Origin of the sequence: Streptomyces sp. NPDC008121 (genome assembly GCF_042957155.1) — a bacterium.
Taxonomy (GTDB): domain Bacteria; phylum Actinomycetota; class Actinomycetes; order Streptomycetales; family Streptomycetaceae; genus Streptomyces.
In genome coordinates this window covers 328,186-353,169 of the sequence record NZ_JBIBHT010000008.1, presented here as the reverse complement: position 1 = coordinate 353,169, position 24,984 = coordinate 328,186, and the positions used below count along the sequence as shown (strand labels likewise).

Below are 24,984 nucleotides of genomic sequence, written 5' to 3'. Positions count from 1 at the left end.
GTCACGCCCCGCGGGTCTTGGGCGGGCCGGCGGGGGCGAAGCCGAGCGGTTTGTAGCGCCCGTTCTCGACGGCGTACAGGAAGGTCCCCACCGCCCCCGTCGCCAGGTCGCCGGTCTTCGCGTCGAAGACGTACCCGCCCATGGCTCCTTCGTAGGTGGCCTTGCGCAGCCGGGGCGCGAGGGCGGTGCGGTCCGGTGAGCCGCCCGCCGCCTTCCCGGCCTTCACGGCCTCCGCGGCGAACAGGGTGACCAGGTCGTAGGCCTCCCCCGCGTAGAAGGCCGGGACGGTGCCGTACCGCCGGCGGTACGCGGCGACGAAGGCGGCGGCCTGCTTCCTGGTGGTGGGGTCGACGACGGGGGCGCCGACCACCCAGCCCTCGGCGGCGGGCCCGGCCTCCTTCAGGAAGCGGGGGCCGAAGACGTGCTGCCCGGTGATCCTCATGCCGGTGAAGCCGAGTTCGTCGAGCGCCTTCGCGGCCAGGACGGCGCTGTCGGTGAGGCCGCAGTGGACGTAGGCGTCGATGCCCTCGGCCATCATCTCGGCGACGATCCGCCGGTAGTCGGTGGTCGCGGCCGGGACCACCCGGGGGTGGGGGACGACCTCGGCGTAGCGGAAGCCGAAATCGGTGCCGCGCATGTACTGCCAGGCGTACGTGTCGTCGACGCGCTCCTGGAGGAGACCCGGCCGGGTGCTCCGCGTGCGGTGCAGCACGTGGTACGCCAGGTGCATGCCGGCGGTGGCGTGCTGCGGGCAGGCCCGCAGCACGGTGGTGCCCTTGCCCTCGGCCTGGCCGGCGGTCAGCAGGTTGAGCCCCGGGGAGACCATGAGCAGGGGCATGCGGGCCTCGTCGTACGCGGGCAGCGCGTTCTGGGCGGTGTAGTCGGAGGTGGGGCCGAGGACGCCGAGGACGCGGGGGTCGGTGGTGAGCCGGCGGGCCGCCGCCAGGGCGCGTTCCTTGTCCCCGCCGTCGTCGGAGACCTTCACGTCGAGGGTGAAGGGCTTGTCGGCGCGGGCGTTGAACCGCTCGACGGCGAGGCGGGCGCCGCGCTCCTGGGCGGTGCCGATGTCCTTGGCGGGGCCGGTGAGGTCCGCCTGGACGCCGATGGTCCAGCGCGGGGCGCCGCCCGCGCCGTCGCTTCCGCCCCGCTCGTCGTCCCGGAGCCCGGCCCAGGCGGCCGCGCCGCCGCCCGCGGCGAGGACGGCCGCCCCGGAGGCGAGGAGCAGGAACCTCCGTCTGCTGGTCCCGGCGGCCCCGGCGCCCTCGCCCGTCCGGCCGGCGCCGACGTGGGTGGCGTCGATGTCGGGGAGGGCGAGCATCCGTGCGGAGCGTTCGGCGATGGTGCGGACGACGGGAGCGGGGAGCCAGTCGGCGTCGGGGCCCGGGGCGTCCTCGGCGAGGAGGGCGACGAGCCCCTGGGTCGTGGGCCTGGCGGCCGGGTCCTTGGCGAGGCAGGCCCGCAGGACGTCCCGCAGCCCGTCCGGTACGCCGACGAGGTCGGGCTCGTCGTAGACCGTGCGGTAGAGCAGCGCGTCGACGCCTCCCGTACCGAACGGCGGGCGGCCGGTCGAGGCGTACGCGAGGAGGCCGCCGAGCGAGAAGACGTCGCAGGCCGGGCCGACGGCGGCGCCGTGCGCCTGGGCCTGTTCGGGGGCGAGGAAGCCGGGGGTGCCGACCACCATGTCGGTGGAGGTGAGCGAGGTCTCGGCGACGGCCCGGGCGATGCCGAAGTCGATCAGGCGGGGGCCGTCGACGGCGAGGAGGACGTTCCCCGGCTTGACGTCGCGGTGGACGATCCCGGCGGTGTGGACGGCGTCGAGCGCGCGGGCGAGGGCGCCGCCGAGGATCCGTACGCTCCGCTCGGGCAGCGGCCCGTGGTCGCGGATGGCCTCGCCGAGGGAGGGGCCGGGGACGAAGGCGGTGGCCATCCACGGGTGGGGGGCGTCGGGGTCGGCGCCGGTGACGGGGACGGCCCAGGGGCTGGAGACCCGGCGGGCGGCCTCGACCTCGCGCCGGAAGCGGGCCCGGAAGTCGGGGTGGTCGGCGTGGTCGGCGTGGGTGACCTTGACGGCGGCGAGTTCGCCGTGGTCCGTACGCCCGAGGTAGACGACGCCCATTCCACCGGCCCCGAGACGCCCGAGGAGCCGGTACCCGGCGAGCGAGGAGGGATCGCCCGCGGCCAACGGCTGAAGATCCCCGGGCGCGCGGGCGGGGACGGGCGGCGGGGGCGGGGCGGGGGTGGCGGGGGGCGCGGGGCTCCCGGAGGCGCCGGGGGTGGCGGGGGGTTCGGGGACGGCGGGGGGCGCGGGGCTCCCGGAGGCGCCGGGGGTGGCGGGGAGTTCGGGGACGGCGGCGTCCTCGGGGAGGCCGGGGGTGGCGGGGGCCGCAGGGCCCTCGGGGGCGCCGGGTCTGCCGGGCTCGCGGGCGTCGGGTCTGGCGGGGTCAAGGGGACCGGGTCTGCCGGGCTCGGGGGCGGTCCCGCCGCCGCCGGGGCGCTCCGGCCGGCCGTCGTTCTCGCGCGCCTCGCCGCCCTCTCGGTTCTCCCGGCTCATGACTGCGCCTCCAACTGCGTCTCCGCGCGCCCGATCATGGCCACGAGTGCCTGGACCTGGGCGCTGTCGATCTCCTGGTCGGTGTGGCCGGGCGCGCCCTTGGCGACGGCCGCGACCGTGACCTGTCCGACCCGGGACTGGTACCAGGCGTACTTCTGGCCCTGCGGCCCGTCCGCGACGGCGTCGTTGTGGTACCGGCCCATCTCGCCGAGGGAGTCGGAGGCGGTGAAGTTACCGCCGACGCCGAAGGGGTTGCCGATGGAGATGAGGCCGGTGATGCGTTCGCCGTCGCGCAGCCGCTGGTCCGGGCAGCGCAGCGCCTCTTCGAGGGTCTGGGCCATCTCCCAGTCGGCGGCGGTCTCGGTGCGGTGGACCGTGACGGTGGCGGAGACCCGCAGGAGTCCCTTGCCCGCCCCGGCGGGGATCTCGCTGGAGGCGGTGACGCTGTAGAGCACGGTGGCCGGGCGGCTGCCGCCCTCCCAGTCGCACCCCCGGCCGAGGACCGGCCAGTAGTCGTCGGCGCTGAGGTACGGGGCGCGTTTCACGAAGTCGGGGCCCCAGGAGTCCGGTCCCGCGACGACCGCGAGGGCGAGCCTCTTCGCGTCGGCGGTGGTCTTCGGCGCCCGTGCCGGGTCGGCGGTGAAGCCGAGCCTGGTCGGTGTGGGGCTCGGCGCCGGGTCCCCGGGCGGTGCACCCGTCGTAGGAGAGGTCGCCTTGCCGTCGGGCCGTCCGCCGTCGGCGCCGTCGTCCGAGCAGCCGGTCAGGATCAGTCCGCCCGCCAGCACGGCGCAGCAGAGCAGCAGTCTTCGGTGTCCGTACGTCACGCATCCCCCACGCACGCTCACGCATTCCCCGGATGGTGGGCAGATCGTACGCTCAGTAAGCGCCAACATGCCCTGCGTACAACATCATTGGGACCAACCGGTTGCCCTCCCGCGACATACCGGGGCGGACCGCCACCGAGCCGGAAGGTCATGACCGTATGGCGGTACGGACATGACAGCCCGCCCTTCGCGGCGCTACCGTCGACAGGACGGCGCGGCGCAGGGCAGGAGCTTTTACGTGGACAAGCACAGCGAGGGACGAGCGGGGCTCTTGTACGGGATCGGTGCCTACGGGATGTGGGGCCTGGTCCCGCTCTTCTGGCCGCTCCTGAAGCCGGCCGGGGCGATCGAGATCCTCGCCCACCGGATGGTCTGGTCGCTGCTGGCGGTCGGCGTCGCGCTGCTCGCGCTGCGCCGCTGGGGCTGGATACGCGAGCTGGCGCGGGAGCCGCGCAAGCTGGGCCTGATAGCCGTGGCCGCGGCCGTGATCAGCGTCAACTGGGGCGGGTACATCTGGGCCGTGAACTCCGGCCAGGTCGTCGAGGCCTCCCTGGGGTACTTCATCAACCCGCTCGTCACCATCGCCATGGGCGTGCTGCTCCTGAAGGAGCGGCTCCGGCCGGTGCAGTGGACGGCGGTCGGCATCGGCTTCGCGGCGGTGCTCGTCCTCGCGATCGGCTACGGGCGGCCGCCGTGGCTCTCGCTGATGCTGGCGTTCTCGTTCGCCGTCTACGGCCTGGTGAAGAAGAAGGTCAACATCGGCGGCCTGGAGTCGCTGGCCGCCGAGACCGCGATCCAGTTCCTGCCCGCCCTCGCCTATCTGCTCTGGCTCGGCGCGAGCGGGAACATCATCTTCGGCACGCAGGGCGCGGGCCACGCGGCGCTGCTCGCGGCGACCGGCCTCGTGACGGCCGTGCCGCTGGTCTGCTTCGGGGCGGCCGCGATCCGGGTGCCGCTGTCGACGCTGGGGCTGCTGCAGTACCTGGCGCCGGTCTTCCAGTTCGGCCTCGGCGTCGTCTACTTCCACGAGGCGATGCCGCCGGAGCGCTGGGCCGGCTTCTCGCTGGTGTGGCTGGCCCTGACGCTGCTGACGTGGGACGCGCTGCGGACGGCCCGCCGGAGCCGCGCGGCGGTCGAGGCGGCGACGGCGCAGGCGCTGGCCGACGCGGTCCGGGCGGCGGAGACGGCGGGAACGGCGGGGACTGCGGGGACGGTCGAGGCCGCGCGGGCCGCGACGGCCGGGGCGAAGGCCCCCCTCACGGAGGGAGACCGCGGCCCCCTCGCGTGAACCGTCCCCGGCTCGCGTGCGCCAGGCGTGGCGCCCCACAGGGCCCCAGCGGCGGGTCGCCGAGCCCTTTCGGCCGCGAGAGGGCCGGTGGCGAGGGGACACGGCCGGTCGCGTTCCCACCACCCTCCGCCACGTGATCCGCGTCACACCATGATCACGCCACCGTGCGGCTGATTTGCCTGGGCATTACCATCCATCCCACCATCCGGCCGCGGGGCTGCAACCGTCTGACCAGGCGGATCGCGATGCCGGTGTGCACACAAGAGCGCGGGGGGCTCGAGATGGTGGCAACAGGCATGCGGGTATTGGGACTCTCCGAACTGGAGGAGAGCATCTACCGCCATTTCCTTAGAAATCCGGACACGACCGACGGCGACATCCACCTCCTGCTCCGCGCCGACCGCGCGGCCGTGGCCGACGCCCAGGCCCGGCTGCGCGAGCTCGGGCTGCTGTACCCGACCGACCGGCAGACCGTGTGCCCGACCGACCCGGCGGTCGCCGTGGACCGGCTCACCGACCTGCGGCTGCGCGAACTGCACCAGGAACTGCAGGAAGTCACCCGCTCCCGGCACCTCGTCGCCGAACTGCGGGACGAGCAGTGCCCGGCGCTGGCCTCGCCGCAGTCCGTGGAGCGGATGGAGAACGTGGCGCAGATCCGGGGACGGATCGACGACCTCGCCTTCTTCGCCCGCGAGGAGATCCTCTCCGTCGAGCCGTACACCGCGCTCACGCCCGAGAACATCGAGCACTCCCGCCCGCTGGACCTGCGCTGCCTGAGCCGGGGCGTCCGCATCCGCAACGTGGTGCTCCGGGAAGCCCTCGACGACCCGCTGACCGTCGGCTACCTGCGCGAACTCACCGCGAAGGGCGCGCAGATCCGGACGACGGACGACCTCTCGGAGCGCATCCTGGTCTACGACCGGCGCACCGCCCTGGTCCCGATCGACCCCGAGAACACCTCGCGCGGCGCGCTGGTCGCACGGGAGACCGGCCTCGTCTCCGGCATCCTCGCCCTCTTCGAGAAGATCTGGTGCCAGGCCACCGACCTGTCGGCGATCATCGCCGACACCGAGGAGTGCCCGGGCGGTCTCGCCGAGACCGAGCGCGAGGTGCTGAAATCCATGTGTCACGTCGGCAAGGACGAGATCGGCGCCAGAGACCTGGGCATGTCGGTGCGGACCTACCGGCGCCACGTCGCCGACCTGCTGCGCGTCCTGGGCGCCTCCAGCCGGCCGCACGCCGCACTGCTGGCACGCGAACGCGGCTGGATCTGACCGACACCGGGGCGGGCGGGCGGCGCCGAGCGGGCGACACCGGGGCGGAACTAGCGGCGCCGGGCCGGGCCGAACCCGCGCCCCGGCGGACGGAGGCCGGGCCCGCCGCCAGGACACGCCCTAAGAGACGGCCGCGCCCTGGAGGTCCTGGACGGCACGGCGGACCGCCGCCGAGACCGGGGCGGCGGCGTCGGACAGGGCCGTCAGGCGGTCCTTGAGGGCGCGGCGCCGGTCGGCCGGCAGGGTCGTGCCCAACTGGCCGCCCGCGTACGCGAGTCCGGCCAGGAGCGCGGCCCGGTCGCCCGCCGCGCCGGAGGCCGGGTCCTCCGCGGCGGCGGCCACCGCGGCCCGTACCTCCCCGGCGGCGGCGAGGCCGGCCGGGGTGAGACCGGCACGGTTCAGCGGGAAGACGCCGAAGACCCGGCTGGTGCTCTGCTCCAGCAGGCCGTCCTTCTCCAGGCCCCGCAGCACCTCGTGGATCGACGCGCGGCCGTCCTTGCGGACCCAGTGCAGCCACTTCCGTCCGGGCTCCGCCGAGATCCGCTGCCACACCTGCCGGAGCGCCGCGTCCCGCGGGGCCTCGCCCGCCGCCTCGGCCGTGCCCGCCTCGTCCACCAGGGCGCCGCCGTCGAGCAGTTCGGCAAGCAGCGCTCCGCGCACCGCCGGTGCCAGGGACTGCCGGACCGGAAGCCCGTCCCCGTCCGCGTCGAAGGCGAGCAGGATCATGTCGCCTGCCAGGGTCATCTCAGGTGTTCCTCTCATACGGGCACCGCGCCGGCAACTGCCGCCGGTTTCCTGGCAGTCTGCCCTGCCAGCATGCCGAGCGCCGCCTCCTCGCCCGGCGGGAAGCCCAGCCGGTTCATCACCATGTGCAGGTGGTGCAGCAGCTGGTGGTCCCGGGAGCCGGGGGCCCGCAGGACGAGTCCGGCCAGCGCGTCGGCGTGCGCCTCGACCCGCTCCCGTACGGCGGGGGCGGGCACGCCCTGCTCCCGCACGCCGGCCGAGACGCCGCGCAGCAGCGGCCGGAGCTGCTCTCCGTCGGCGGCCATGCGCAGCTGCCAGCCCCACCGGGTGCGGTGGCGGACCCAGAAGACGTCCCGCTCCTCCTCGGTCAGGACCCGGGCCGTGAGCGCCCGCGCGAGGTGGACGGCGTACGCGGCGCGCTCGAAGCGCCGGGGCAGGCCGGCGAGGTCCAGCTCGGCGTGCAGCGCGCTGTCCAGGCGGAAGACCCGCTCGGCGACGGCGACGCCGACCGGGCCGCCGTACTTGGCCAGTTCGGGCGCGTACAGCGCGGGGGTGACGCCCCGGGCCGTGGGTCCGGCCGGCAGCGCCCCGGGCAGCAGCCCTTCGGTGTCCCCGGGCCGCTCCTCCAGCGTGTCCAGGAGGCCGGTCAGCTCCTCGCGGGCGGCGCCGTCCAGCGCGTCCACCGCGCCGGACCCGGCGCGCAGCCGCAGGCGCAGGTGGTGGCCGGTGGCGTCCCAGTACCGGAGGAAGAACCACTCCTCGCTGCCCAGCCGCCCGGCCTGCGCGGCCAGCCACGGCACGACGGTGCGGGCCGCCGCGTCCATCAGGCGGGGGCCGCCCGGGTAGACCCGTACGTACCACCAGTCCCGGTCGGGAACCGTCACGCTCATGCCTCCTCCTCCGGTCGCCGCCAGCGCAGCAGCGAGATGTGCTCGGCCGCCCGTGTGCCGCCCGCCCCGTCCCGCAGCGGATGCGCGGCTCTGTCGGGCAGTGCTTCGACGAGGCGCAGGTGCCCGGTGGCCGGTCCGGCCCACTGGGCCAGGACGGACAGGGAGAGCGGAGAGGTCAGCGAGACCCACAGGGGTTTGCGGTCCGTGCCCTGCTCGGCCGGTCCGAAGCCGGTCAGCCGGTGGCAGAAGACCTCCTCCGGCATTCCGTGCGCGCGCCGGAACTCCTCGGCGCGCAGCGCCGTCTCGGCGTCGCTCTCGCCCGGCCTCGGCACCGGCAGCGCGGCCGCCGGGACGACCCACGAGGCGCGGTTGACGGTGACCCGGCCGAAGGTGGTGCGGGTGGTCGGCACGACCTCGTCGCGGCGCTGTTCCTGAAGACCGAACGGCAGGACGTAGTCCGAGTGCGGTGAACCGTTGACCCACGGATCGGCGAGCACGGCGAGCAGTCGGGCGAACGGCGGGAAGAGGTGCGGCGGGACCAGCCCGAGGTAGGCCAGGCCGACCGGTTCGCCGGTGCGGTCGCGCAGCGCGAGGGTGCCCTGCGCGGGGTCGTGTGTGAGGACGGTGTCGGCGAGGTCCAGTCCGTCGGCCGCCGGGGTCTCGCCGGGCAGCAGCAAGGGCGGCAGCAGACCGGCCGACCGCGACTGGGCGGTGTTGATCTCCGTCCACAGGACGAGTTCCCGGCAGGTGCGGTCGGGCCAGCAGGCGCGGACGTGCTCGCGCAGCCGGTCACGGAAACCCTGGCCGAGGAGCGGTCCGAAGCGGGTCACGAGCCCGCCCGTACCGGGGTTGAACTGGTTGACGACCAGCCGGTAGTCGCCGTCGTGGACGGCCTGCCGGCCAGAGGCGGCGAGCTGGAACAGGACGGACGCGGCGGGCGGCGCGCTGCTCGGCCCGACCGGGAGCCAGGCCCGCTCCCCCGCCGTCTCGCGCGCGGCGCGATCGGCGACGGACGCCTGGTCGAGGTCGGGCTGCGCGTCGCCGTCGACGGCGACCCGCATGAGGAACCCGAGCACGTCGGCGCAGCTCCCGCCCGGTCCGTACTCGGCGGTGAAGCGGTTCACGAGCACGTCGTAGAGGTGCGAGCGGAAGATGAACGGGCGCATGCGGCGGCCCAGTTCGGTGAGGTCGGCGCGGACCTCGGGCACGTCGAGGACGTCGGGCAGGGCGAGGTCGGTCGCGACGTCCTCGTACAGCACCTCCCCGGAGGCGAAGCGGTCGAGGCCCGCCCGCCGGGCCCAGCGCCGGGCGGTGTGCCGGGCCCGGGTCAGGATCTCGGTCCGGGCGCCCTCGTCGGCGGCGGCGAGGGCGGCGGCGGAGTCCCGCAGCTCCCGCACCTCGGCCGCGAGCCCGTCGTCCGGGTGGTCGGCGAGCAGCTCCGCCAGGGCGCTCACCGGGTCCTCGTCGCGCCGCCACGGCGGTACGGGAGTGATGAGCCCGGTGTCCAGAAGGCGCCGGAAGCGGCGGAACGGGTCCGGGCCGCCGAGCCCGGAGAGCAGTCCGTCCAGGGAGTGTTCGGTGTCGGACGCGAAGCCGGCGAGCCAGGGCGCCGCGTGGTCGGCCTCCACCACCCGGTCGAGCCGCCAGGCCAGACCGCCGTCGGCGACGGGTTCGGGGACCAGGACGAGCCCGCCCGGGGCGTCGGGGCCGCCGGGCCTGACCGGCGCGAGCCGGTAGCGCAGCAGGCCGGCGGTGTCGGCCTCGCGGGCCAGGCAGCGCAGGGCCAGCTGGGCGAGGGCGGTGGCGGCGTAGCTGTGGGCGGCGGGGGCCGCCGTCCCGGTGGAGCCGGCCGTGCCGACGGTGGTCAGCGTGGAGAACGGACTGGTCTTCACCGCGGCGCGGGAGACGTAGGAGTAGAGGGTGCGCAGGTTGCGGGTCTCGGCGGGGCGGCGGCGCGGGCGGCCGTGCCGCAGCCAGTCGGGGGCGGCCAGGGCCGCCGCGCGGGCGAACCCCGGGTCGTCGAGGTGGCCGGCGAGCGCGGTCGGGGCCGCCGCCCGGTCCTCGGCCAGCAGGGCGTCGAGGCGTCGGGTGGTCTCGTCGCGCCGCCGGGCGGCGGCCTGCCAGCCGGTGAAGGCCTCGGTCCCGTCGGGGCCCGCCAGTTCGGCGATCCGGGGCGGCAGTGCGTCGCCCCAGGGAAGGGCCCGCAGCCGGTGGACGGCCCGCTTGGCGGCCAGCACCTGGCGGCGCAGCGGCACTTCGTCGTCGAGGAGGGGCACCAGCGGGAAGCAGACGTCCTCCAGGGCGGGGCGCCGGCGCTCCAGTTCGGCGTGGGCGTCCGCGGCCTCGGCGATCGCCCGCCGGGTGGCGGGACCGGTGAGGTCGAGGGCCTCGGTGGGCAGGCCGCCCACACGGGTGAGCAGCGGTCCCGAGATCTCGGGGGTGGTCTCGAAGGCTGCCTCGGAGGCTGTCTCGAAGGCGGTCGGCGCGGCGGGGGCGGGGCGGGCGCCGGCTGCGGGGGCGGTCTCGAAGGCGGTCGGCGCGTCGGGGCGCGTACCGGCGTCGGGGCGGGTGCCGGCGGCGGCGGTCTCGGGGGGCGGCTTCATGGCGGGGACCACATCGGTGTCGGGGGCGGTCACGGCATCGACCGTCCGACCAGTGCGAACGACCAGATCAGGGACTGGATGACGAAGTAGCCGAGCGCCACGGTGTAGACGCTGCACACGATGCCGTAGGCGACGTGGAGGCGGCGGCTGCGGGCCGGCATCCGCTCCAGGAAGCCCGGCAGCGGGCGGCCCAGCAGGCGGTGCTTCAGCAGGGCGAAGGCGCGGCCCCGCGCGTCGACGAGGCCGAACCCGGCTTCGAGCGCCGCGTAGCCGTCGCTCGGGAGCATCGGGTTGATGTTGGTGACCAGGTTGAGCATCTGGAAGAGGAGGAGCGCTCCGGCCACCTGGGCGACCGGTCCGTCCACGGTCAGGACGAGCAGGGCGGCGGCTCCGGTGAACCAGCCGTCGCTGAGCGGTCCGGCGACGGCGAGCAGGACCCGGCCGCCTCGGGAGCGGACGCGGTAGGCGTCGGTGCGGTCGACGTAGGCGAGCGGCATGAAGTAGAAGAGCAGCGCCACTCCGAGACCCCGTACCGGCACCTTGAGCACCTGGCAGACCATGGCGTGCGCGCTCTCGTGCACGAGGATCTGGAAGAGCATCAGGCCGATGGCGACGAGGGTGCCGGTGCCCAGCAGCTCCTCGGCGGGCGGGGCCGAGGTGAGGACGGTGTAGAGGCCGAGCAGGATGCCGAGGAGGCCGCCGCCGGCGAAGACGCCGACCGACAGCCAGGCCGGGACCTGGCGCAGCAGCCGGGCCGCGGGCTCCAGGACCGTCGGGAGCGAGCGGGTGATGACGAAGCGGGGCATCAGCATGGTGGTGCCGAAGCGGCCGCCGGCGCGCTTCTTGGGTGCGCGCTCGGCTTCGGTGCCGACGAGCAGGCCGCTGCGGGTCAGTTCGCCCACGAAGGTGTCGAGCTCGCCGCGTACGCCTTCGGCGGGGACGCCCCGGCGTTCGGCCATGAGGGTCGACAGCTCGTCCAGCGAGTGCGTTCCGTCGAACTGGCGGAGCAGGGCCGCCGCCGACTTGGTCAGCCGGTGGTAGGTCCCGCCCTGCGGGTCGAACACCAAGGGGTGGTCGTCCATCCCTCGGATGATCTCCAGATCCTCCCGGAGTTTGGGTGCAGTGCACACATCCACGGCGCGGTTCCTCCCTCCGCTGCGGCGGCCGGGCCCGCTGTCGTGCCGGGCCGCCTGGCTCTAATCTGGTGTGGTGCGGTCCGGTTCGGGGAAAGCGAACCGGACTGGTGACGAAGGGCCCTGGGCCCCGGGGTACTAGGACCACCCCGGAGCCCAGGATCCGACTCGGCTGATCAGCCGCCCTGGCTGGAGACGCTGCTCATGGAGCCGACGCAGCCGACGGGGCAGCTGGCGGAGCCGGCGCAGGCGCCGCAGAAGGCGGTGGTGAAGCCGGGGCTCACCGCGTCCTGGAGGACCTCCAGGTCCAGGGACTCCGACCACAGTTCGAGCTCGTTGTCGAGGTTCTCGTTCATGCGCTCACTTCCTTTCGTTTCGTTCGCCTGACGGTCAGGCGGTCGAGGGTGGGGACGGTGGGACGGGCTCTCTAGCCGAAGCTGGAGGCGCTCGCCGAGGAGGAGGCGGTGCTCGTCGGGCACGAGGCCGTCGAGGCGGTGCCGGCGGTCGCCCAGGTGCCGAGGGCGACGCCCTCCTTCAGGGGCTCGAGACCGAGCGCGTCCGAGGCGAGCTCGTCGGCGGACAGGTCCAGTTCGAGGTCGTCGAAGTCCTGCATGTGAGGAGTTCCTTTCCGTTGGTGGGAGGGGCGGGTGGGGCGGAACGTCAGCCGATGGTCGAGGCGGACGACGCGGTGGCCGCGGACGTGCCGGGGCAGGACGCGGTCGAAGCGGATCCGGCGCAGAAGAAGCAGCCGAGGGCGTTGCCCTCCGGGAGCTCCTCGATGGCCAGCTCGTCACCGTCGATGACGTAGAGCTCGAGGTTGTTCTCCATGGTGTTCACCTCCGTGTGGTGGGTGGCTCGGGCGGCCCGGCGGGCCGTCCGGGGGACGGGTGGATCACCCGTGGGTGGATGCGCCGCCGTGGGACGACGCGGACGTCGCCGGCCCGGCGGGCCTCCGGTGGGACGGGTGGATCACCCGTAGGTCGACGCGCTGCTGACGGACGACGCGGACGTCGCCGGGCAGGACGCGGTCGAGGCGGATCCGGCGGACGCCCAGCTCGCGAGGGCGTTGCCCTCGGGCAGCTCCTCGATCGCCAGCTCGTCGGCGTCGACGGCGTACAGCTCGATGTCCTCCATGCGAGGCACCTCCTCAGGTGTCGTGGAATGGTTCTCGTGCTCCCGCTCCCGATCGGGGGCGGGAAGTCTCAGGGGGCCGGCGGCAGGCCCAGGGCCAGCGCGCCGTGGGCGGGACGTCTCAGGGGGCCGGCGGCAGGCCCAGGGCCAGCGCGAAGATCTGCTGGCGGCTCGTTCCGTCGCTGAGCAGCGGGCCGCGTACGGCGGCGGGGATGAAGCCGGCGAAGACGCTGCCGACCAGCCCGTGGGCGACTCCGTCCAGCCACATCGCGTACGCGGCGGAGCCGGCGCGGGTGAGGAGCAGCCGGTAGCCGTGCCCTCCGTGGCGGTGGACGGCGGCGTCCAGCGGCACACCGATGGAGATGATCGCGGCGGCGTCGGAGAACTCCGGCTGCAGCGTCAGGCCGTAGCGGGCCGCTCCGCCGGGCACTTCCATCACCGGGGTGAAGGAGCGGGCCGCGGGGTCGAAGCGGTGGATGGCGGGCTCGACGCCGGTCAACCGGTGGGCGACGACGGTCAGTTCGAGCGGACAGTCCGGCCCGGTCTCCGGGTCGGTCTCCGGGTCGGTCCGGTCCCCGCCGCCGGCGGCGTCCCGGGGGCCGGGGGCGTTTCCGCCGCCGGCGGCGTCCAGGTCCAGGGCGCGGGTCATGATCCCGGCGAGGAGTCCGGCGGGCAGCGGCTCCGGCGAGAAGCCGCGCAGCGAGCGACGGTGTTCGAGGGTGGTCAGCAGGTCGTGGGGCGCGGTCGGGGGCGTGTACGGGTCGACCGTGACGGCCGGTCCGAGGGGCGCCGGGTCGGGTACGGTCCTGAACGCCGGGGCCGGCGCGGGACGTTCGGCGAGAGCGGTGGCGGTGGTGCCGCGCTGCTCGCGGAAGGACGCCAGCATGTCCATGGCCAGTTCGTGCGGGGCGCTCACGGGGCTCCTCCCAGGTCGACGAGGGTGGTGATCGGTTCCAGATCGGGGTCGATCCCCAGGGCCGCCGCCACCGCGAGGTCGTCCCAGCGGGTGCGGACGGTGCACGGCAGGTCCAGTGCGGTCGCCGCGGCGCGGAGCGTGGTGGTGGCGCAGCCGGCGTCGAGCAGGACGATCCGCAGGGCGAACGCGGCGTACTTCTTGGCGACCTTGGTGAAGTCGCCGGTGAGGACGACGGTCAGGGGCGCCTCGCCGGGAACGGCGCCGGGGTCGGCCGCGAGCCGGGCGAGCCGGTGTTCGGAGGCGACGTAGCCGTAGACGCCGGGCTCCAGACCGGGGACGTCGCGGACCACGAGGTGGGCGACGACGGAACCGATGTTGCCGCCGCTCGCCGTCCAGCGCTGCACCCGGCCGGGCATGACGCCCCTGCGGCCCGCGGTGACGGCGAGGAGCAGGGCGGCGGTCCGGTCGTCGAGGGCGGTGGGCAGCGGGGTGCGCAGCAGCTCCAGCGGAGGCTCCGGCAGGGGCACGGCCGCCGCGACGGGCCAGGTCTTCTCGTCGTTCTGCAGGGCGATGTTCGACGGCTTGTAGTGGGCCTGGTGGGCCTTGCCGTCGGCGTACTCCTTGGGCGGGAAGGCGATCGCCGCCTCGTAGCGCGCGGCGAGCGGTGGGGCGACGGGGTCGCCGGGCGCCGCCGAGCAGTGCGGGCAGCCGGGCCGGGTGGCGGCCGAGCGGCGCTGCTGGGAGAGGTCGGCCAGGTCGACGGTGCGCCACTGGGACGGCAGCGGACCGGGCGTGCTCCGGGAGAGCAGCGCGAACAGGTCGCGGGCGAAGAGCGCGGCGGCCAGGTCGGCGTCGCCGGGCAGCGGAGGACGGTCGTCCGCCGGATCCTCGGCGGTGCGGCAGGCCAGGCAGGGCGTGAAGGCGAGGTCGACGTACGGCCCGAGGTGGGCGGTGCGGCCGGTGAGCGCCAGGCGGATCAGCGGGACGCCGGCCAGGGCGCAGGAGGCGGCGAGCGCCGCCGAGGCGTCCGGGTCGAGGCCGGCGGCGACGGCGAGGGTGGTCCCGGGTGCCGGTGCGGTGCCCGAGCCGGTACGGGTGTCCACGAGCGAGCCGGAGAGGTGGCGGCGGGCGGCGTCGGCCAGGGGGCCGCCGCCGAAGACGTCCACACGGGCCCGGGCCAGCCGGTCCAGGGCCTCCTCCCAGGCGTGGTTGGCTCCGGTGGAGTCGCCGATACGGGAGAGGAAGTCGGCCAGGGTGTCGGGCACCGCCGCCGCCCGGGAGGCTCTCTCCGGGGAGGCGGCCTCCTCGATCAGACCGCAGGTCCACAGCAGGGAGAGGGCCTTGAAGACGGTGCCGGCCGGGATGCCCAGGGCGTCGGCGACGTCCTCGTGGCCTCGGCTGCCGTCGAGCAGCGGGAGCATCCGGGGCAGCAGTTCGCGGGCGGCGGCGCCGCGCAGCAGCTGCTTCTTGGGGGTGCCTTCGACGACCAGGGCCTCCGGCGTGTGGTGCAGGGAGAGTCCGCGCCGGAGTCTGGGGCGGGCCGGGACGTGGAACTGCGGGTCGTTCAGGGCGGCCGAGGCCATGGCTTCGGCGGTGATCACAGAGTGGTCCGGCATCGAGGCCTCCTTTCCGGTTCGGGTCGTACGAGTTCGGGTCGAACGAGCGGGTGGTGCGGGGCGCGGCGTACGGGCTCGGCGCGCGGGGCCCCGCGTACGGGCTGCCGGGCGGCGGGCTCACGGGCGGTCGGGGTCATCGGCCCGGGAGGGCCGCGAGCTCCGCCGCGATCGCGGTGAACCGCTCCAGGCGGCTCTCGGGGGTACGGGCCGGCCGGCAGCGGGCGCACCGGTCCACGGCGACGACCGCCGAGGTGGACGTGGCGCCCTCCACGAGCCCGAAGGTGCGGACGGTGGCGCCGATGCCCTCGGCCGCGCCCGGCTCACCGGGTCCGGCCAGGGCCTCGCGGACCGCCTGGTCCGCCAGACCCACGGCGATGGCGACGTGGTGCGGGGCGTGTCCGGAGACCGGGGGCGCGGTGGCCCCGCCGTCCGGGGTGTGGTCGGCCGCCGGGGCGGTGTGCTGGGCGCGGCGGCGGGTGTAGCAGCGGTGGCACGCGGTGCGGCCGGGCACGACCACCGGTCCGCACCGCAGATCGAGGGGGCCGGCCTGGACGGGGAACCAGGGCCGTTCCCAGGCGTGGGCGCTGGCGTCCACCATGTCGGCCAGCACCTCCCGGCCCTGACCGGTGGCCAGGACGATCAGGTCGCTGTCGGGCCACAGGCTGGGGTGGGTGCCCTGGTTCACGTCGAGCACGGTCGACCCGGGGTAGCGGGCGGCAAGACCTTCGGCGACGGCCGCGCCGAAGGCTCCCGCGGTCAGGACCAGCAGGCGCGGATCGGTCATCTTCGGACTCCTCGTCGGACGTTCACAGCGGGTGGTCCCGGGCGGAGGGCCGCCCGGTCGGGATCAGGCGAAGGGCTGCGGCTGCGGGTACGGCTGCGGCTGCGGCTGCGGGTACGGCTGCGGCTGCGGCTGCGGGTACGGGTACGGCTGCGGGTACGGCTGCGGGTACGGGTACGGCTGCGGCTGGATCAGGCGAAGGGCTGCGGGTGCGGGTTGATGTCGGCCTCGCCGCGTACCGGGTGGCCCATGGCGGCGGGCGCCGCGTAGAGCCGGGGATGCGCCAGGTAGCGGGCGCGGTGGACGAAGGACAGCGGCATGAGCTGGGGGATGAGCATCCGTACGACGGTGGCTCCGACCTGCTCGGCCTCGTCGGTGGTGAGGTCGACGGCGATGACCTCGCAGCCCGCGGCGTGCAGCCGCTCCAGCAGCCAGGCCAGGGCCGGCAGCGGTTCCTCGGACGGGGCCCGGGGAAGGTCGCGCAGCCCGTGCACCGGGCGTTCGCCCTCCAGGAGGAAGTCGAAGCGGTGCCGCTGGGAGAGCGGGCCGGAGAGCAGGGCGCCGTCGACGACGCTGACGATGTCCTCCTCCGCCACCGGGGCGCCGGCGGTGGCGGCGTCCTTCTCGGCGGCCCGCGCCATGTGGCGCAGCGCGATCCGCAGGGAGGACGCCTCGCGGTAGAGCTTGGCGATGCCCTTGCCGGGGTCCAGTTCGGCGGTCGCCGCGACGAGCTGGGCGATGACCCGGTCGTCGTCGGCGAGCTGCACTCCGTAGATCACCGGGATGCCGAGGTCGGTGGTCGCGTCGTAGAGGTGGGTCCGCAGCCGTTCGCTGCTGCCGCGCTCCACGAAGGCCCGGAACTCCGGCGCCAGTTCGGCCGGGTCGAACTCCAGCCGGGGCAGTCGCAGCCGCTGGAGCCAGGTCAGCGCGATGGCGTCGCGTTCGACGATCTCCAGGATGCCGTTGACGACGGCGGCGGCCGGGTCGGAGTGCGCGGCGCAGCCGGTCGAGACCGGGTGGACGTAGCGCTCCGCCATGGACTCCACCGGGTTCTTCAGCCAGACCTGCATGGCCGGGACGTACACCGGGCGGTTGCGGGTGAAGGACCAGCCGCGGACCCAGCGCATCGGGCCTTCGGGGTCGGTGGGGACCAGGCCGCTGCGGGGGTCGGCCAGTTCGGCCGGCGAGCAGCGGGGCCAGCGGTCGCTGGGGACGGCGTCCTCGCCGAGCTCGGCGGCGGTCGCCCAGATGATCTGCTCGGGGTCGCGGGCGCAGGAGGAGTAACGTTCCAGCGATTCGGCGACCGCGAGGTGCGCGGCGCGTTCCGGGTCCAGGTCGCCGCCGGCTCCGTCGAAGTTCCCGGAGCTGGGGTTGTGCTCCCAGCCGGTCTGTTCGCTGAGTACTTCGCCGGGGTTGCCGAGCGAGGCGGTGAAGATCGGGAAGTCGGGCTCGCCCTCGGCCACGGGGAGCCGGGTCACCCGGTTCACCAGGCCGTAGGAGGAGGCCAGTTGACCGATCCGGAGGAGCGATTCGGGGAGGGGCGGGTGGTCCGCGGTCGCGGGCCCGGTCACGGTGTTGGTTCCGGTCGCGGTCGAGATCGTGCTTCTGGTCACGGTCGCGGTCGCGTTCTTGCTTCTGGTCGCGGTCGTGGTCGTGCTTCTGGTCGCGGTCTTGGTTCCGGTCTCGGCCGGCGGGTAGGTCGTCATCATCCACGCTCCGTGTCCCAGCGGAACGTCCGTGCCGCGAGGGCCGTGAGCCCCGCGGCCGTCGCCGCCATCACTGTCCAGTCGAGCCACAGGGCGTGGCGGGTGATCCCGCCGACCACGTCGTGGCGCAGGGCGTCTCCGAACATCGCCAGCGGGGTCCAGGAGAGCGGCCCGGCCACCGAGTCGGGGAGGAGTTCGAGGGGGAAGAGCAGTCCGGTGCTCATCAGCAGGACCGGTGTGAGCAGCCCGGAGATCGCGTTGGTCACCTCGGGTGAGGAGAGCAGTCCGCCGAGCAGGTAGCCCAGGGCGAGCAGCATCACCAGTCCGATGGCGGTGGTCAGCAGCAGCCGCAGCATCGAGGCCGGCTCCAGCAGTCCGCCGGCGACGGCGCCCGCTCCCATCAGGGCCAGCACGGCCAGTGCCAGCAGGCCGCGGCCCGGGAGCAGCGAGAGCAGGACGGCGGGCCGGCGGGCCGGTGTCGTGGACAGCAGCCGCAGGGTGCCGCTGGCCCGCATCGCCACCAGGGCGGAGGCGGTACCGGTCAGGGCGAGCGAGAGCAGCGCGAAGGCGAGGACGCCGGGGATCACGAAGGCCATGGGGTCGAAGAGCGCGGATCCGTCGGTGCCGACGGCCGTCACCTCCCAGCCCTCCCAGGCGGTGCCCTCCAGGGCGCCGCGCACGGCGGCGACCACGGACGGCTGCTCCGGATCGACGGCCATCCGCAGGGTGCGGGCGGCCGCGTCGGGGACGATCACCGCCGTCTTGCCGGGTTGCGGACCGGCCTCGGGGACGGCGACGGCGGTGCTGCCGTCGCCGATGGCCTGCTGGAGGGCGGTCGCCTGGGTGGTGGGGCCGACCACGGCGAGGTCGAAGGGGCCCCTGATCCAGGTGAGCTGCATGAGGACGACGAAGAACACCGCCATCAGCAGCGGGAAGACCACGCTGAAGAAGAGCGCCGCGGGATCGCGCAGGAGCTGCCGGGTCATGGCCCGGGAGAGCGCCTTCCATTGGCGCGTCGTCGATACGGGTGGTGCGCTGAGGCCGATGGGGGTCATCGCTTCTCCTCCTGTTCCGGTCCCGGTTCCAGCGAGGTTCCGGTGAGGCGGAGGAACACGTCCTCCAGGGTCGCGGGGCGCGGCCGGACGTCGGCCGTGGAATCGAGCCCGGTGATCCAGGCCGCGGTGGCGTGCGGGTCGTCCGCCGTCACCTCGAACCGCATCCGGCCCGAGCGGCCGGTCGCCTCGACGGCCGTCATGGCGTCGCCGAAGCGTGCCCGCACCCGGTCGGCGAGGCCGGCGTCCTCGGTCCGTACCGCCACGACGCCGTCGGGGGCGTGCCGGGCGATCAGCTCCGTCGGGGAGCCGGCCGCCACCATCCGTCCTTCGTGCATGACGGCGAGCCGGTCGCACATCTCCTCGGCCTCGGCCATGGCGTGGGTGGTGAGCAGGAAGGTGGTGCCGCCGGCCTGGGCCCTGCGGATCAGGTCCCAGACGGCGTGCCGGGCGTGCGGGTCGAGGCCGGTGGTGGGCTCGTCGAGGACCACGACGGGGGTGTCACCGACCAGTGCGGTGGCGAGGAGCAGCCTCTGCTGCTGACCGCCGGAGAGCCGGGCGGAGCGTGCCCCCGCCTTCTCGGTCAGCCCGATCTCGTCGAGCAGGGCGTCCACGTCCCGGGGCGCCGGGTAGAGCGCGGCCCAGGTCTCCAGGGTCTCCCTGACCTTCAGCCGGGGAAAGAGACTGGCCTGTTGGGGTTGGAGGGCGAGGGAGGCGCGCAGGACGTCGGTCCGTGCGAGCGCGTCCTCGCCGAGGATGCGGATCCGTCCCGCATCGGGCCGGCGCAGACCGGCGATGGCCGAGATGGTGCTGGTCTTGCCGGCTCCGTTGCGGCCGAGGAGTCCGAAGATCTCGCCCGGTGCGACGGAGAAGGAAATCCCCGCCACCGCCTCGATGTCGGCGTATCTGACCCGGAGGTCGGCGACTTCGAGGACGTTTTCCGCACTTCCCTGGTATTGCGTGGCACTGGGGAGCTGACGTGTCATGGCCATCTCTGCTCTCGCCCTTCGAATCTGCGGTCGGAGAAAGGGGCGGGAACTACTGCCAGCCGTTGACCGGCTTGCAGTGCGGGATCTGAATCGGGTGCGGCCCGTGCGGCAGGTGCGGCAGGTTCTGGAGGCCGGCCTGGATGGCGCACATCAGGTCGCTGACCTCGGGCGGTACGGACACCGGCCACTGGTCGCCGCCGTGCTGTCCGTCGTACTGGCCGGCGGTCCGCACGTCGGTCCGCCCCTCGCCCTGCCCGGCGGCGGCCGCATTGCCCGCCGCCGCGGTGAAACCGGCGATCGTCAGAGCCAGACAAACCGCTGCCGAAGTGAATCGGTTCCGCACTGTTTCCCCCTGGGTTCCGTTTCCGTGTTCCCTCTGCGTTTCCGCTGAGAAAGACAATGCCAGCGGGATAGGGGGCGCTCCATGGAATCCGGTGTCAGCTTGCTGCAGGAGGGCTTGCAACAAGCTGACGGAGGAGGGAAATCGCTGGTCGGCGCGGGGGCCCGACCGGGATCCGGGCGGGCGCCCACCCTCGGGACCGGACGGCGTCCGAGCGGGATGCGGGGCGGGCCCGGCCCCGGAGGCCGGACGCACGCGAGCCCCGACTCGGAGACGAACTCCGGGAGCCGGGGCGGGTTCAGGCCGTGTATCGAAGTGCGTCGTGAGCGATGACTGATCACGGTTCACAGGGGCGGGGAGATCTCACGGACGAGCAGCGGTCGGCGCTGGAGCCGTTGTTGGCTCGGCTCCCTCGGTGGCCGACCGCCACCTTTCGACCGTCCTCATCGCGGCCGTCAACGAATGGCTGCGAGCGGCACCTATCGCTAGAGCTCATAGTCCTGAGCCAGCTCTTCCCAGGGAAGGCTGCACAGCGCAGGGTCGGCGTCCTCGCCCGAGGGGACATCCAACCCAGTCTGGAACCAGACCACAATGAGGGCGGAGCGGTGCAGCACCGGGTCAAGCTCAGGGGCGACGGCTGTCGAGCGGAAGGCGCCGATACAGGTCACGGCAGGTAGTACCTCGACGGGACCGAAAGGGCCGGCGGTCTGGTCCGGGTACTCGCAGGAGGGGAGGGCCAGATGGACCGGCGTGGAGGGAAACGCACTTTCAGCCTGCCACTGAGCCCCGCGTACCTTCATGTCGTTGATGGGCTTGCACGGGTAGCCCTCCAACATCCCCCCGTAGGTCGAGGACATGCGCAGCTCGGTGAGCTCGATCGAACGACCGGACGAGAGGACTAGTTGGCTCAGCGACATGGCGACACCCTATGCGCGTGATCCACTTTCGATGCGCGGCCTAGAGGCGGGCGTTCACAGCCCCCTACCAGGGTCTGTGTCGAAAGTGGATCAAGCGGTTGCTGACTCGGCGAACGATGGGGCAGCGCGTACTCTCCCAAGGCCTCGATCGTTCGCGCTTGGAGAACCCGTATGAGCTTGGATCTGGTGCCCGTCGACCGCGAGTCGGCCGCCGGGGCCGTCCTGCTGACCGGCATCCCCGGTAGTGGCAAGTCGACGGTGGCCGCTGCGCTGGCCGGCCGGTTCCGAATGTCGGCCCATATCGAGGTGGACGCGCTCCAGCAGATGATCGTCAGCGGTGGGCAATGGCCCTCACCAGCCGCGAATGCGGAAGCCGACCGGCAGATTTTCCTGCGAGCCCGCAACGCGTGCCTTCTGGCGGACAGTTTCGTGCGCGCCGGTTTCATCCCGGTACTCGATGATGTCGTGGTCCGTCGTTCCCACCTTGACTTCTATCGCACGACGCTGGCGGCCGTGCCGCTCCACCTCGTCATCCTGGCTCCCGGCCCGGCAGAGGCGTGGCGGCGCAACCAGGCTCGGGAGAAGGCCCTGGCCACGGACTGGTCGCCACTGGATGAGGCGATGCGCTCCGAGCTCGGGCAGCAGGGAATCTGGATCGACAACGCTGCGCAGACGATTGAAGAGACAGTCGAAGCGATCCTGTCTGCGACCGGTCTAGCATCCGGTTCGGCAGTCGATCAGCCTCTGCGCTGATCGCCAGGTGGCACGTGGAGATCTGACGGATACCCAGTGGGAACGGTTGGCGCCGTTGCTGCCCGGGGGCAGGGCGCCGGGGCGTGGAAAAGAGGGATCTGCACAAGGAGCCGCCCGGGGGTGTCGGCACCGAGCCGGACGACCAAGGCCTTGGACGGTCGCGTGGCGGTCTGACGACCAAACTGCATCTGGCCGTCGAGCAGGGCCAGAAGCCGATGTCGATCGTGATCACTGCCGGGCAGCGAGGGGACCCTCCGCAGTTCGGACCCGTCCTGGAGAAGATCCGCGTCTCCCGTCCCGGTCCAGGCCGCCGCGTACCTACGAAGCGGCCGTCCTCATCGCAACCATCAATGGATGGCTGTGACCAGGACATTCGAGACACGCCCTCGGACGGGTTCCGGCGTTCCGCCGCCGGGCGGCGGGGCTGGCCATCAGGGTGACGCGGCAGCACGCCTGTGGCCGCCCGCGTCATCTCGGCAGTAGAAGGGGTGACATGACTCCGATCCACTGGAAACTCGTGCTCGACTGCACCGATCCGCACGCCCAGGCGGCGTTCTGGGCCGCCGCCCTCGGCTACGAAGAGGAGGACCACAGCGCCTTCATCGACCACCTCCTCTCCATCAAAGCCGCGCCCGCCGAGGCGACCCAGATGGTCTCCGGCCGCCTCGCATGGCGTGATCTCGCCGGTGTCCGGCACCCGGACGACCCCCGGGACGAGAGGTCGGACGCCGGTCTCGGCCGCCGCATCCTCTTCCAGCGGGTCCCGGAGAAGAAGACGGTCAAGAACCGCCTCCACCTCGACCTCCACCCGGGCCCGGACGCCCGCGACGCCGAGGTCGCCCGGCTGGAGGGGCTGGGGGCGTCGGTCCAGCGCCGGGTGTCGGAGCAGGGGGGTACGTGGGTGGTGATGACGGACCCCGAGGGCAACGAGTTCTGCGTGCAGTAAGGGCGGCCCGCGGCCCCGCGCGGCCGGGCGTCGCACGGCCGCGCCGCCCTACCGCGACGGGGGACGCACGGGGGCCGTGGACCACCGAAGGTGTGCGGCCGGCAGAGCGCCGCGGCGACCCCGTGCGCAGCGTCTCCCCGGCGGTCATTCCGACCCTGCGTCGTGCGCGCGCACCTGCCCCTTCTTCGCCTTGGAGCAGCTCACCGCGCGGTGCACGGCGCCGGTCGTGTGGATACGGTCAGCCCTGAGGGGTGTCGATCACCTGCTGTAGTGGAGCCGGGCGGCCGCCATGGTCGCCCGGTCGGTGGTGGGCGCCTCACGCATGGCAATCCTTGGTGGAACCGATGTGGCGCATCCTTCTGTACATCAACTCGTACTCCGTGGCAGTGCTTCTCGTAGCGCTTCTGGCTGTCTGCACGAGCGTTTTCAGGGGCGAGCGGAGAGGACGGGCGCCATCCCGCGGCGCGCGCGCAGCCCTCGCCGTCCTCGTGGTCTTGGTGCTCGTGGCGACGTTGACGCCCCACCAGGCGATCGGGTCGAGCGACTACCAGGTATGGCTGGTTCCCGGCCAAGGGATCCTTTTCGATCACGCAGCCATGGAAGGGCTCGAACGGTCGATGTACGTACGTCAGCAGATCGCCAACCTGCTGATGTTCGTTCCCTTGGCAGTCGCCTTTCGCTTCGCTTACCCCACGTACGGCTCCTGGGGGCCCGTGGCGATCGGAGCGCTGCTCGGCTTGTCGATCGAAGCCGTGCAGTGGGTGATGGCGGCCGGGCGGGTCGTGGACATCGATGATGTGATCGTGAACTCCGCCGGCGCCGCACTCGGCGCGCTCATCTGCCTGATGGGCGGTCGACTGGCCCGGATGGATCGGCGCGGGCGCCCAGAGAAGCAGGCGCCATCCCACCGGCGCGGTTGACGAGAAGACCCGCGGAGCGGGCCCCCTCGCCCCCTCGGGGATACGGAGTGAGGGCGCGGAGCCGCCCCGGTGGACGTCCGGTGAGCGAACGGGGGTGACCGGTTTCCGCTCTTGACGGCACGTCAAACTCTCACTGAACATTCAGCACGCACAGCCGTACGACGCACACACGCACCATGTTCAGCTCCAGCGCCTCGTGGCCCATGCCGCGGGGCGTCTCGCACGTTCCGTCCCATCCCCGTTCGGAATCCGGAGCCCCCACATGAAGTTCTCCGTTCCCAGACGTACCGCCACGCTCGCCGCCGTCGCGGCGATGGCCCTCGGCGGGCTCGCCGGGACCACGGCGTCCGCGGCCCCCGCGGCCCCCGGTGCCGCGCTCGCCGCGCCCGACATCCCGCTGGCCAACGTCAAGCAGCACCTGAACGACCTCCAGTCGATCGCCTCCGCCAACGGCGGCAACCGCGCCCACGGCCGGCCCGGCTACAAGGCGTCCATCGACTTCGTGAAGGCCAAGCTGGACGCGGCCGGATACACCACGAGCATCCAGCAGTTCACCTCCAGCGGCGCCACCGGCTACAACCTGATAGCCGACTGGCCCGGCGGCGACCCGAACCAGGTCCTCATGGCCGGTGCCCACCTCGACTCGGTCAGCTCCGGCGCCGGCATCAACGACAACGGCTCCGGCTCCGCCGCCGTCCTGGAGACCGCGCTCGCCGTCTCCCGGGCCGGCCTCCAGCCCACGAAGCACCTGCGCTTCGGCTGGTGGGGCGCCGAGGAGCTCGGGCTCGTCGGGTCGAAGTACTACGTCAACAACCTGCCGTCCACCGAGCGGTCGAAGTTCAGCGGCTACCTGAACTTCGACATGATCGGCTCGCCGAACCCGGGCTACTTCGTCTACGACGACGACCCCACCATCGAGCAGACGTTCAAGAGCTACTTCTCCGGTATCGGTGTCCCCACCGAGATCGAGACCGAGGGCGACGGCCGCTCCGACCACGCCTCCTTCAAGAACGTGGGCATACCCGTCGGCGGTCTGTTCACCGGCGCCAGCCGGGTCAAGAGCAGCGCCCAGGTCCAGAAGTGGGGCGGCACGGCCACTGCCTTCGACCGCTGCTACCACTCCTCCTGCGACACGACCTCGAACATCAACGACACGGCCCTCGACCGCAACAGCGACGCCGTCGCCCACGCGATCTGGACCCTGTCGGCCGGTACGACCACCCCGCCCGGCAAGGTCTTCGAGAACACCGCCGACGTGTCCGTCCCGGACAACGGCGCCGCGGTGACCTCCACGGTCAACGTCACCGGCGTCACCGGCAACGCCCCCTCGGCCCTCAAGGTCGACGTCAACATCGTCCACACCTACAAGGGCGACCTCGTCGTCGACCTCGTCGCCCCCGACGGCTCGGTCTACAACCTGCACAACCGCTCCGGCGGCAGCGCCGACAACATCGTCCAGTCCTACACCGTGAACGCCTCCTCGGAGGTCGCCAACGGCGCCTGGAAGCTCCGCGTCCAGGACAAGGCCTCGGCCGACACCGGGTACATCAACTCCTTCAAGCTGACGTTCCCGTAAGCGGTACGCGCCGGCAGGACGCAGCGGCGCGTAC

The 24,984-nt window shown here is 73.4% G+C and carries 24 protein-coding genes and 1 pseudogene; 7 read left to right on the top strand and 18 right to left on the bottom strand.

Annotated features, from left to right (window positions below; all coding sequences use genetic code 11):
* Position 1: 1 nt before the first annotated feature.
* Complete coding sequence (locus ACFZBD_RS26675; RefSeq protein ID WP_391144094.1) at positions 2-2,551, bottom strand: ABC transporter substrate-binding protein; 2,550 nt, start codon at positions 2,549-2,551, stop codon at positions 2-4.
* Positions 2,548-3,375 (bottom strand): hypothetical protein, encoded by an 828-nt coding sequence (locus ACFZBD_RS26670; RefSeq protein ID WP_391144092.1) that lies wholly within the window; start codon positions 3,373-3,375, stop codon positions 2,548-2,550. Before ACFZBD_RS26670 ends, ACFZBD_RS26675 begins: the two co-directional genes overlap by 4 nt.
* 295 nt (positions 3,376-3,670) lie before the next feature.
* Here ACFZBD_RS26670 and rarD point away from each other — a divergent pair, with 295 nt between their 5' ends.
* Together rarD and ACFZBD_RS26660 are read left to right on the top strand one after the other, a co-directional pair.
* Positions 3,671-4,663 carry an EamA family transporter RarD gene (rarD, locus tag ACFZBD_RS26665; RefSeq protein ID WP_391144400.1) on the top strand — a complete coding sequence of 331 codons (993 nt, stop codon included), beginning with the start codon at positions 3,671-3,673 and terminating at the stop codon, positions 4,661-4,663.
* Positions 4,664-4,959: 296 nt separating this feature from the next.
* Complete coding sequence (locus tag ACFZBD_RS26660; protein ID WP_391144090.1) at positions 4,960-5,937, top strand: helix-turn-helix transcriptional regulator; 978 nt, start codon at positions 4,960-4,962, stop codon at positions 5,935-5,937.
* A gap of 120 nt (positions 5,938-6,057) precedes the next feature.
* Here the strand turns inward: ACFZBD_RS26660 and ACFZBD_RS26655 are convergent, their stop codons facing one another.
* The 16 genes from ACFZBD_RS26655 to ACFZBD_RS26580 form a co-directional block, all read right to left on the bottom strand.
* Positions 6,058-6,681 (bottom strand): GPP34 family phosphoprotein, encoded by a 624-nt coding sequence (locus ACFZBD_RS26655; protein WP_391144088.1) that lies wholly within the window; start codon positions 6,679-6,681, stop codon positions 6,058-6,060.
* Positions 6,682-6,695: 14 nt separating this feature from the next.
* Positions 6,696-7,571, bottom strand: a complete 876-nt coding sequence (locus ACFZBD_RS26650) for a lantibiotic dehydratase C-terminal domain-containing protein (protein ID WP_391144085.1) — start codon at positions 7,569-7,571, stop codon at positions 6,696-6,698.
* Entirely contained in the window at positions 7,568-10,207 is a 2,640-nt protein-coding gene (locus ACFZBD_RS26645; protein ID WP_391144083.1) for a hypothetical protein, read from the bottom strand. The genes ACFZBD_RS26650 and ACFZBD_RS26645 overlap by 4 nt, the downstream gene beginning before the upstream one ends.
* Positions 10,204-11,256, bottom strand: a complete 1,053-nt coding sequence (locus ACFZBD_RS26640) for a PqqD family peptide modification chaperone (RefSeq protein WP_391144081.1) — start codon at positions 11,254-11,256, stop codon at positions 10,204-10,206. Before ACFZBD_RS26640 ends, ACFZBD_RS26645 begins: the two co-directional genes overlap by 4 nt.
* A 227-nt stretch (positions 11,257-11,483) precedes the next feature.
* Positions 11,484-11,663, bottom strand: coding sequence for a thiocillin family RiPP (locus tag ACFZBD_RS26635; protein ID WP_055642953.1), 180 nt, complete (start codon positions 11,661-11,663; stop codon positions 11,484-11,486).
* A gap of 71 nt (positions 11,664-11,734) precedes the next feature.
* Positions 11,735-11,920: a thiocillin family RiPP gene (locus ACFZBD_RS26630; protein WP_260615470.1), complete on the bottom strand. Its 186-nt coding sequence runs from the start codon at positions 11,918-11,920 to the stop codon at positions 11,735-11,737.
* Positions 11,921-11,967: 47 nt separating this feature from the next.
* Positions 11,968-12,135: a thiocillin family RiPP gene (locus tag ACFZBD_RS26625; RefSeq protein WP_141302866.1), complete on the bottom strand. Its 168-nt coding sequence runs from the start codon at positions 12,133-12,135 to the stop codon at positions 11,968-11,970.
* A gap of 141 nt (positions 12,136-12,276) precedes the next feature.
* A complete protein-coding gene (locus tag ACFZBD_RS26620; protein WP_391144078.1) occupies positions 12,277-12,441 on the bottom strand; it encodes a thiocillin family RiPP in 165 nt (54 codons plus the stop codon).
* 118 nt (positions 12,442-12,559) lie between these two features.
* Positions 12,560-13,354 (bottom strand): hypothetical protein, encoded by a 795-nt coding sequence (locus ACFZBD_RS26615; RefSeq protein WP_391144075.1) that lies wholly within the window; start codon positions 13,352-13,354, stop codon positions 12,560-12,562.
* Complete coding sequence (locus tag ACFZBD_RS26610; RefSeq protein WP_391144072.1) at positions 13,351-14,970, bottom strand: nitroreductase family protein; 1,620 nt, start codon at positions 14,968-14,970, stop codon at positions 13,351-13,353. Before ACFZBD_RS26610 ends, ACFZBD_RS26615 begins: the two co-directional genes overlap by 4 nt.
* A 133-nt stretch (positions 14,971-15,103) precedes the next feature.
* Positions 15,104-15,754, bottom strand: coding sequence for a TOMM precursor leader peptide-binding protein (locus ACFZBD_RS26605; protein ID WP_391144071.1), 651 nt, complete (start codon positions 15,752-15,754; stop codon positions 15,104-15,106).
* A 188-nt stretch (positions 15,755-15,942) separates the two neighbouring features.
* Positions 15,943-17,460: a YcaO-like family protein gene (locus ACFZBD_RS26600; RefSeq protein WP_391144069.1), complete on the bottom strand. Its 1,518-nt coding sequence runs from the start codon at positions 17,458-17,460 to the stop codon at positions 15,943-15,945.
* Entirely contained in the window at positions 17,457-18,512 is a 1,056-nt protein-coding gene (locus ACFZBD_RS26595; RefSeq protein WP_391144067.1) for an ABC transporter permease, read from the bottom strand. Before ACFZBD_RS26595 ends, ACFZBD_RS26600 begins: the two co-directional genes overlap by 4 nt.
* Complete coding sequence (locus ACFZBD_RS26590; RefSeq protein ID WP_391144065.1) at positions 18,509-19,495, bottom strand: ATP-binding cassette domain-containing protein; 987 nt, start codon at positions 19,493-19,495, stop codon at positions 18,509-18,511. The genes ACFZBD_RS26595 and ACFZBD_RS26590 overlap by 4 nt, the downstream gene beginning before the upstream one ends.
* A gap of 52 nt (positions 19,496-19,547) precedes the next feature.
* Positions 19,548-19,841 (bottom strand): hypothetical protein, encoded by a 294-nt coding sequence (locus ACFZBD_RS26585; RefSeq protein ID WP_391144063.1) that lies wholly within the window; start codon positions 19,839-19,841, stop codon positions 19,548-19,550.
* A 482-nt stretch (positions 19,842-20,323) separates the two neighbouring features.
* Positions 20,324-20,755 (bottom strand): hypothetical protein, encoded by a 432-nt coding sequence (locus ACFZBD_RS26580; RefSeq protein ID WP_391144062.1) that lies wholly within the window; start codon positions 20,753-20,755, stop codon positions 20,324-20,326.
* Between the two features lie 171 nt (positions 20,756-20,926).
* Here ACFZBD_RS26580 and ACFZBD_RS26575 point away from each other — a divergent pair, with 171 nt between their 5' ends.
* From ACFZBD_RS26575 to ACFZBD_RS26555, 5 genes and pseudogenes are all read left to right on the top strand, one after another.
* The gene (locus ACFZBD_RS26575; protein WP_391144061.1) at positions 20,927-21,508 is read left to right on the top strand and encodes an AAA family ATPase; all 582 of its coding nucleotides are present in this window, start codon (positions 20,927-20,929) and stop codon (positions 21,506-21,508) included.
* Positions 21,509-21,648: 140 nt separating this feature from the next.
* A pseudogene (locus ACFZBD_RS26570) lies at positions 21,649-21,840 on the top strand (IS5/IS1182 family transposase); the annotation flags it as partial.
* A 161-nt stretch (positions 21,841-22,001) separates the two neighbouring features.
* Positions 22,002-22,454, top strand: a complete 453-nt coding sequence (locus ACFZBD_RS26565) for a VOC family protein (RefSeq protein ID WP_391144058.1) — start codon at positions 22,002-22,004, stop codon at positions 22,452-22,454.
* A 344-nt stretch (positions 22,455-22,798) separates the two neighbouring features.
* Entirely contained in the window at positions 22,799-23,374 is a 576-nt protein-coding gene (locus ACFZBD_RS26560) for a VanZ family protein (protein ID WP_391144396.1), read from the top strand.
* 262 nt (positions 23,375-23,636) lie between these two features.
* Positions 23,637-24,950, top strand: a complete 1,314-nt coding sequence (locus tag ACFZBD_RS26555) for a M28 family peptidase (RefSeq protein WP_391144056.1) — start codon at positions 23,637-23,639, stop codon at positions 24,948-24,950.
* Positions 24,951-24,984 lie beyond the last annotated feature (34 nt).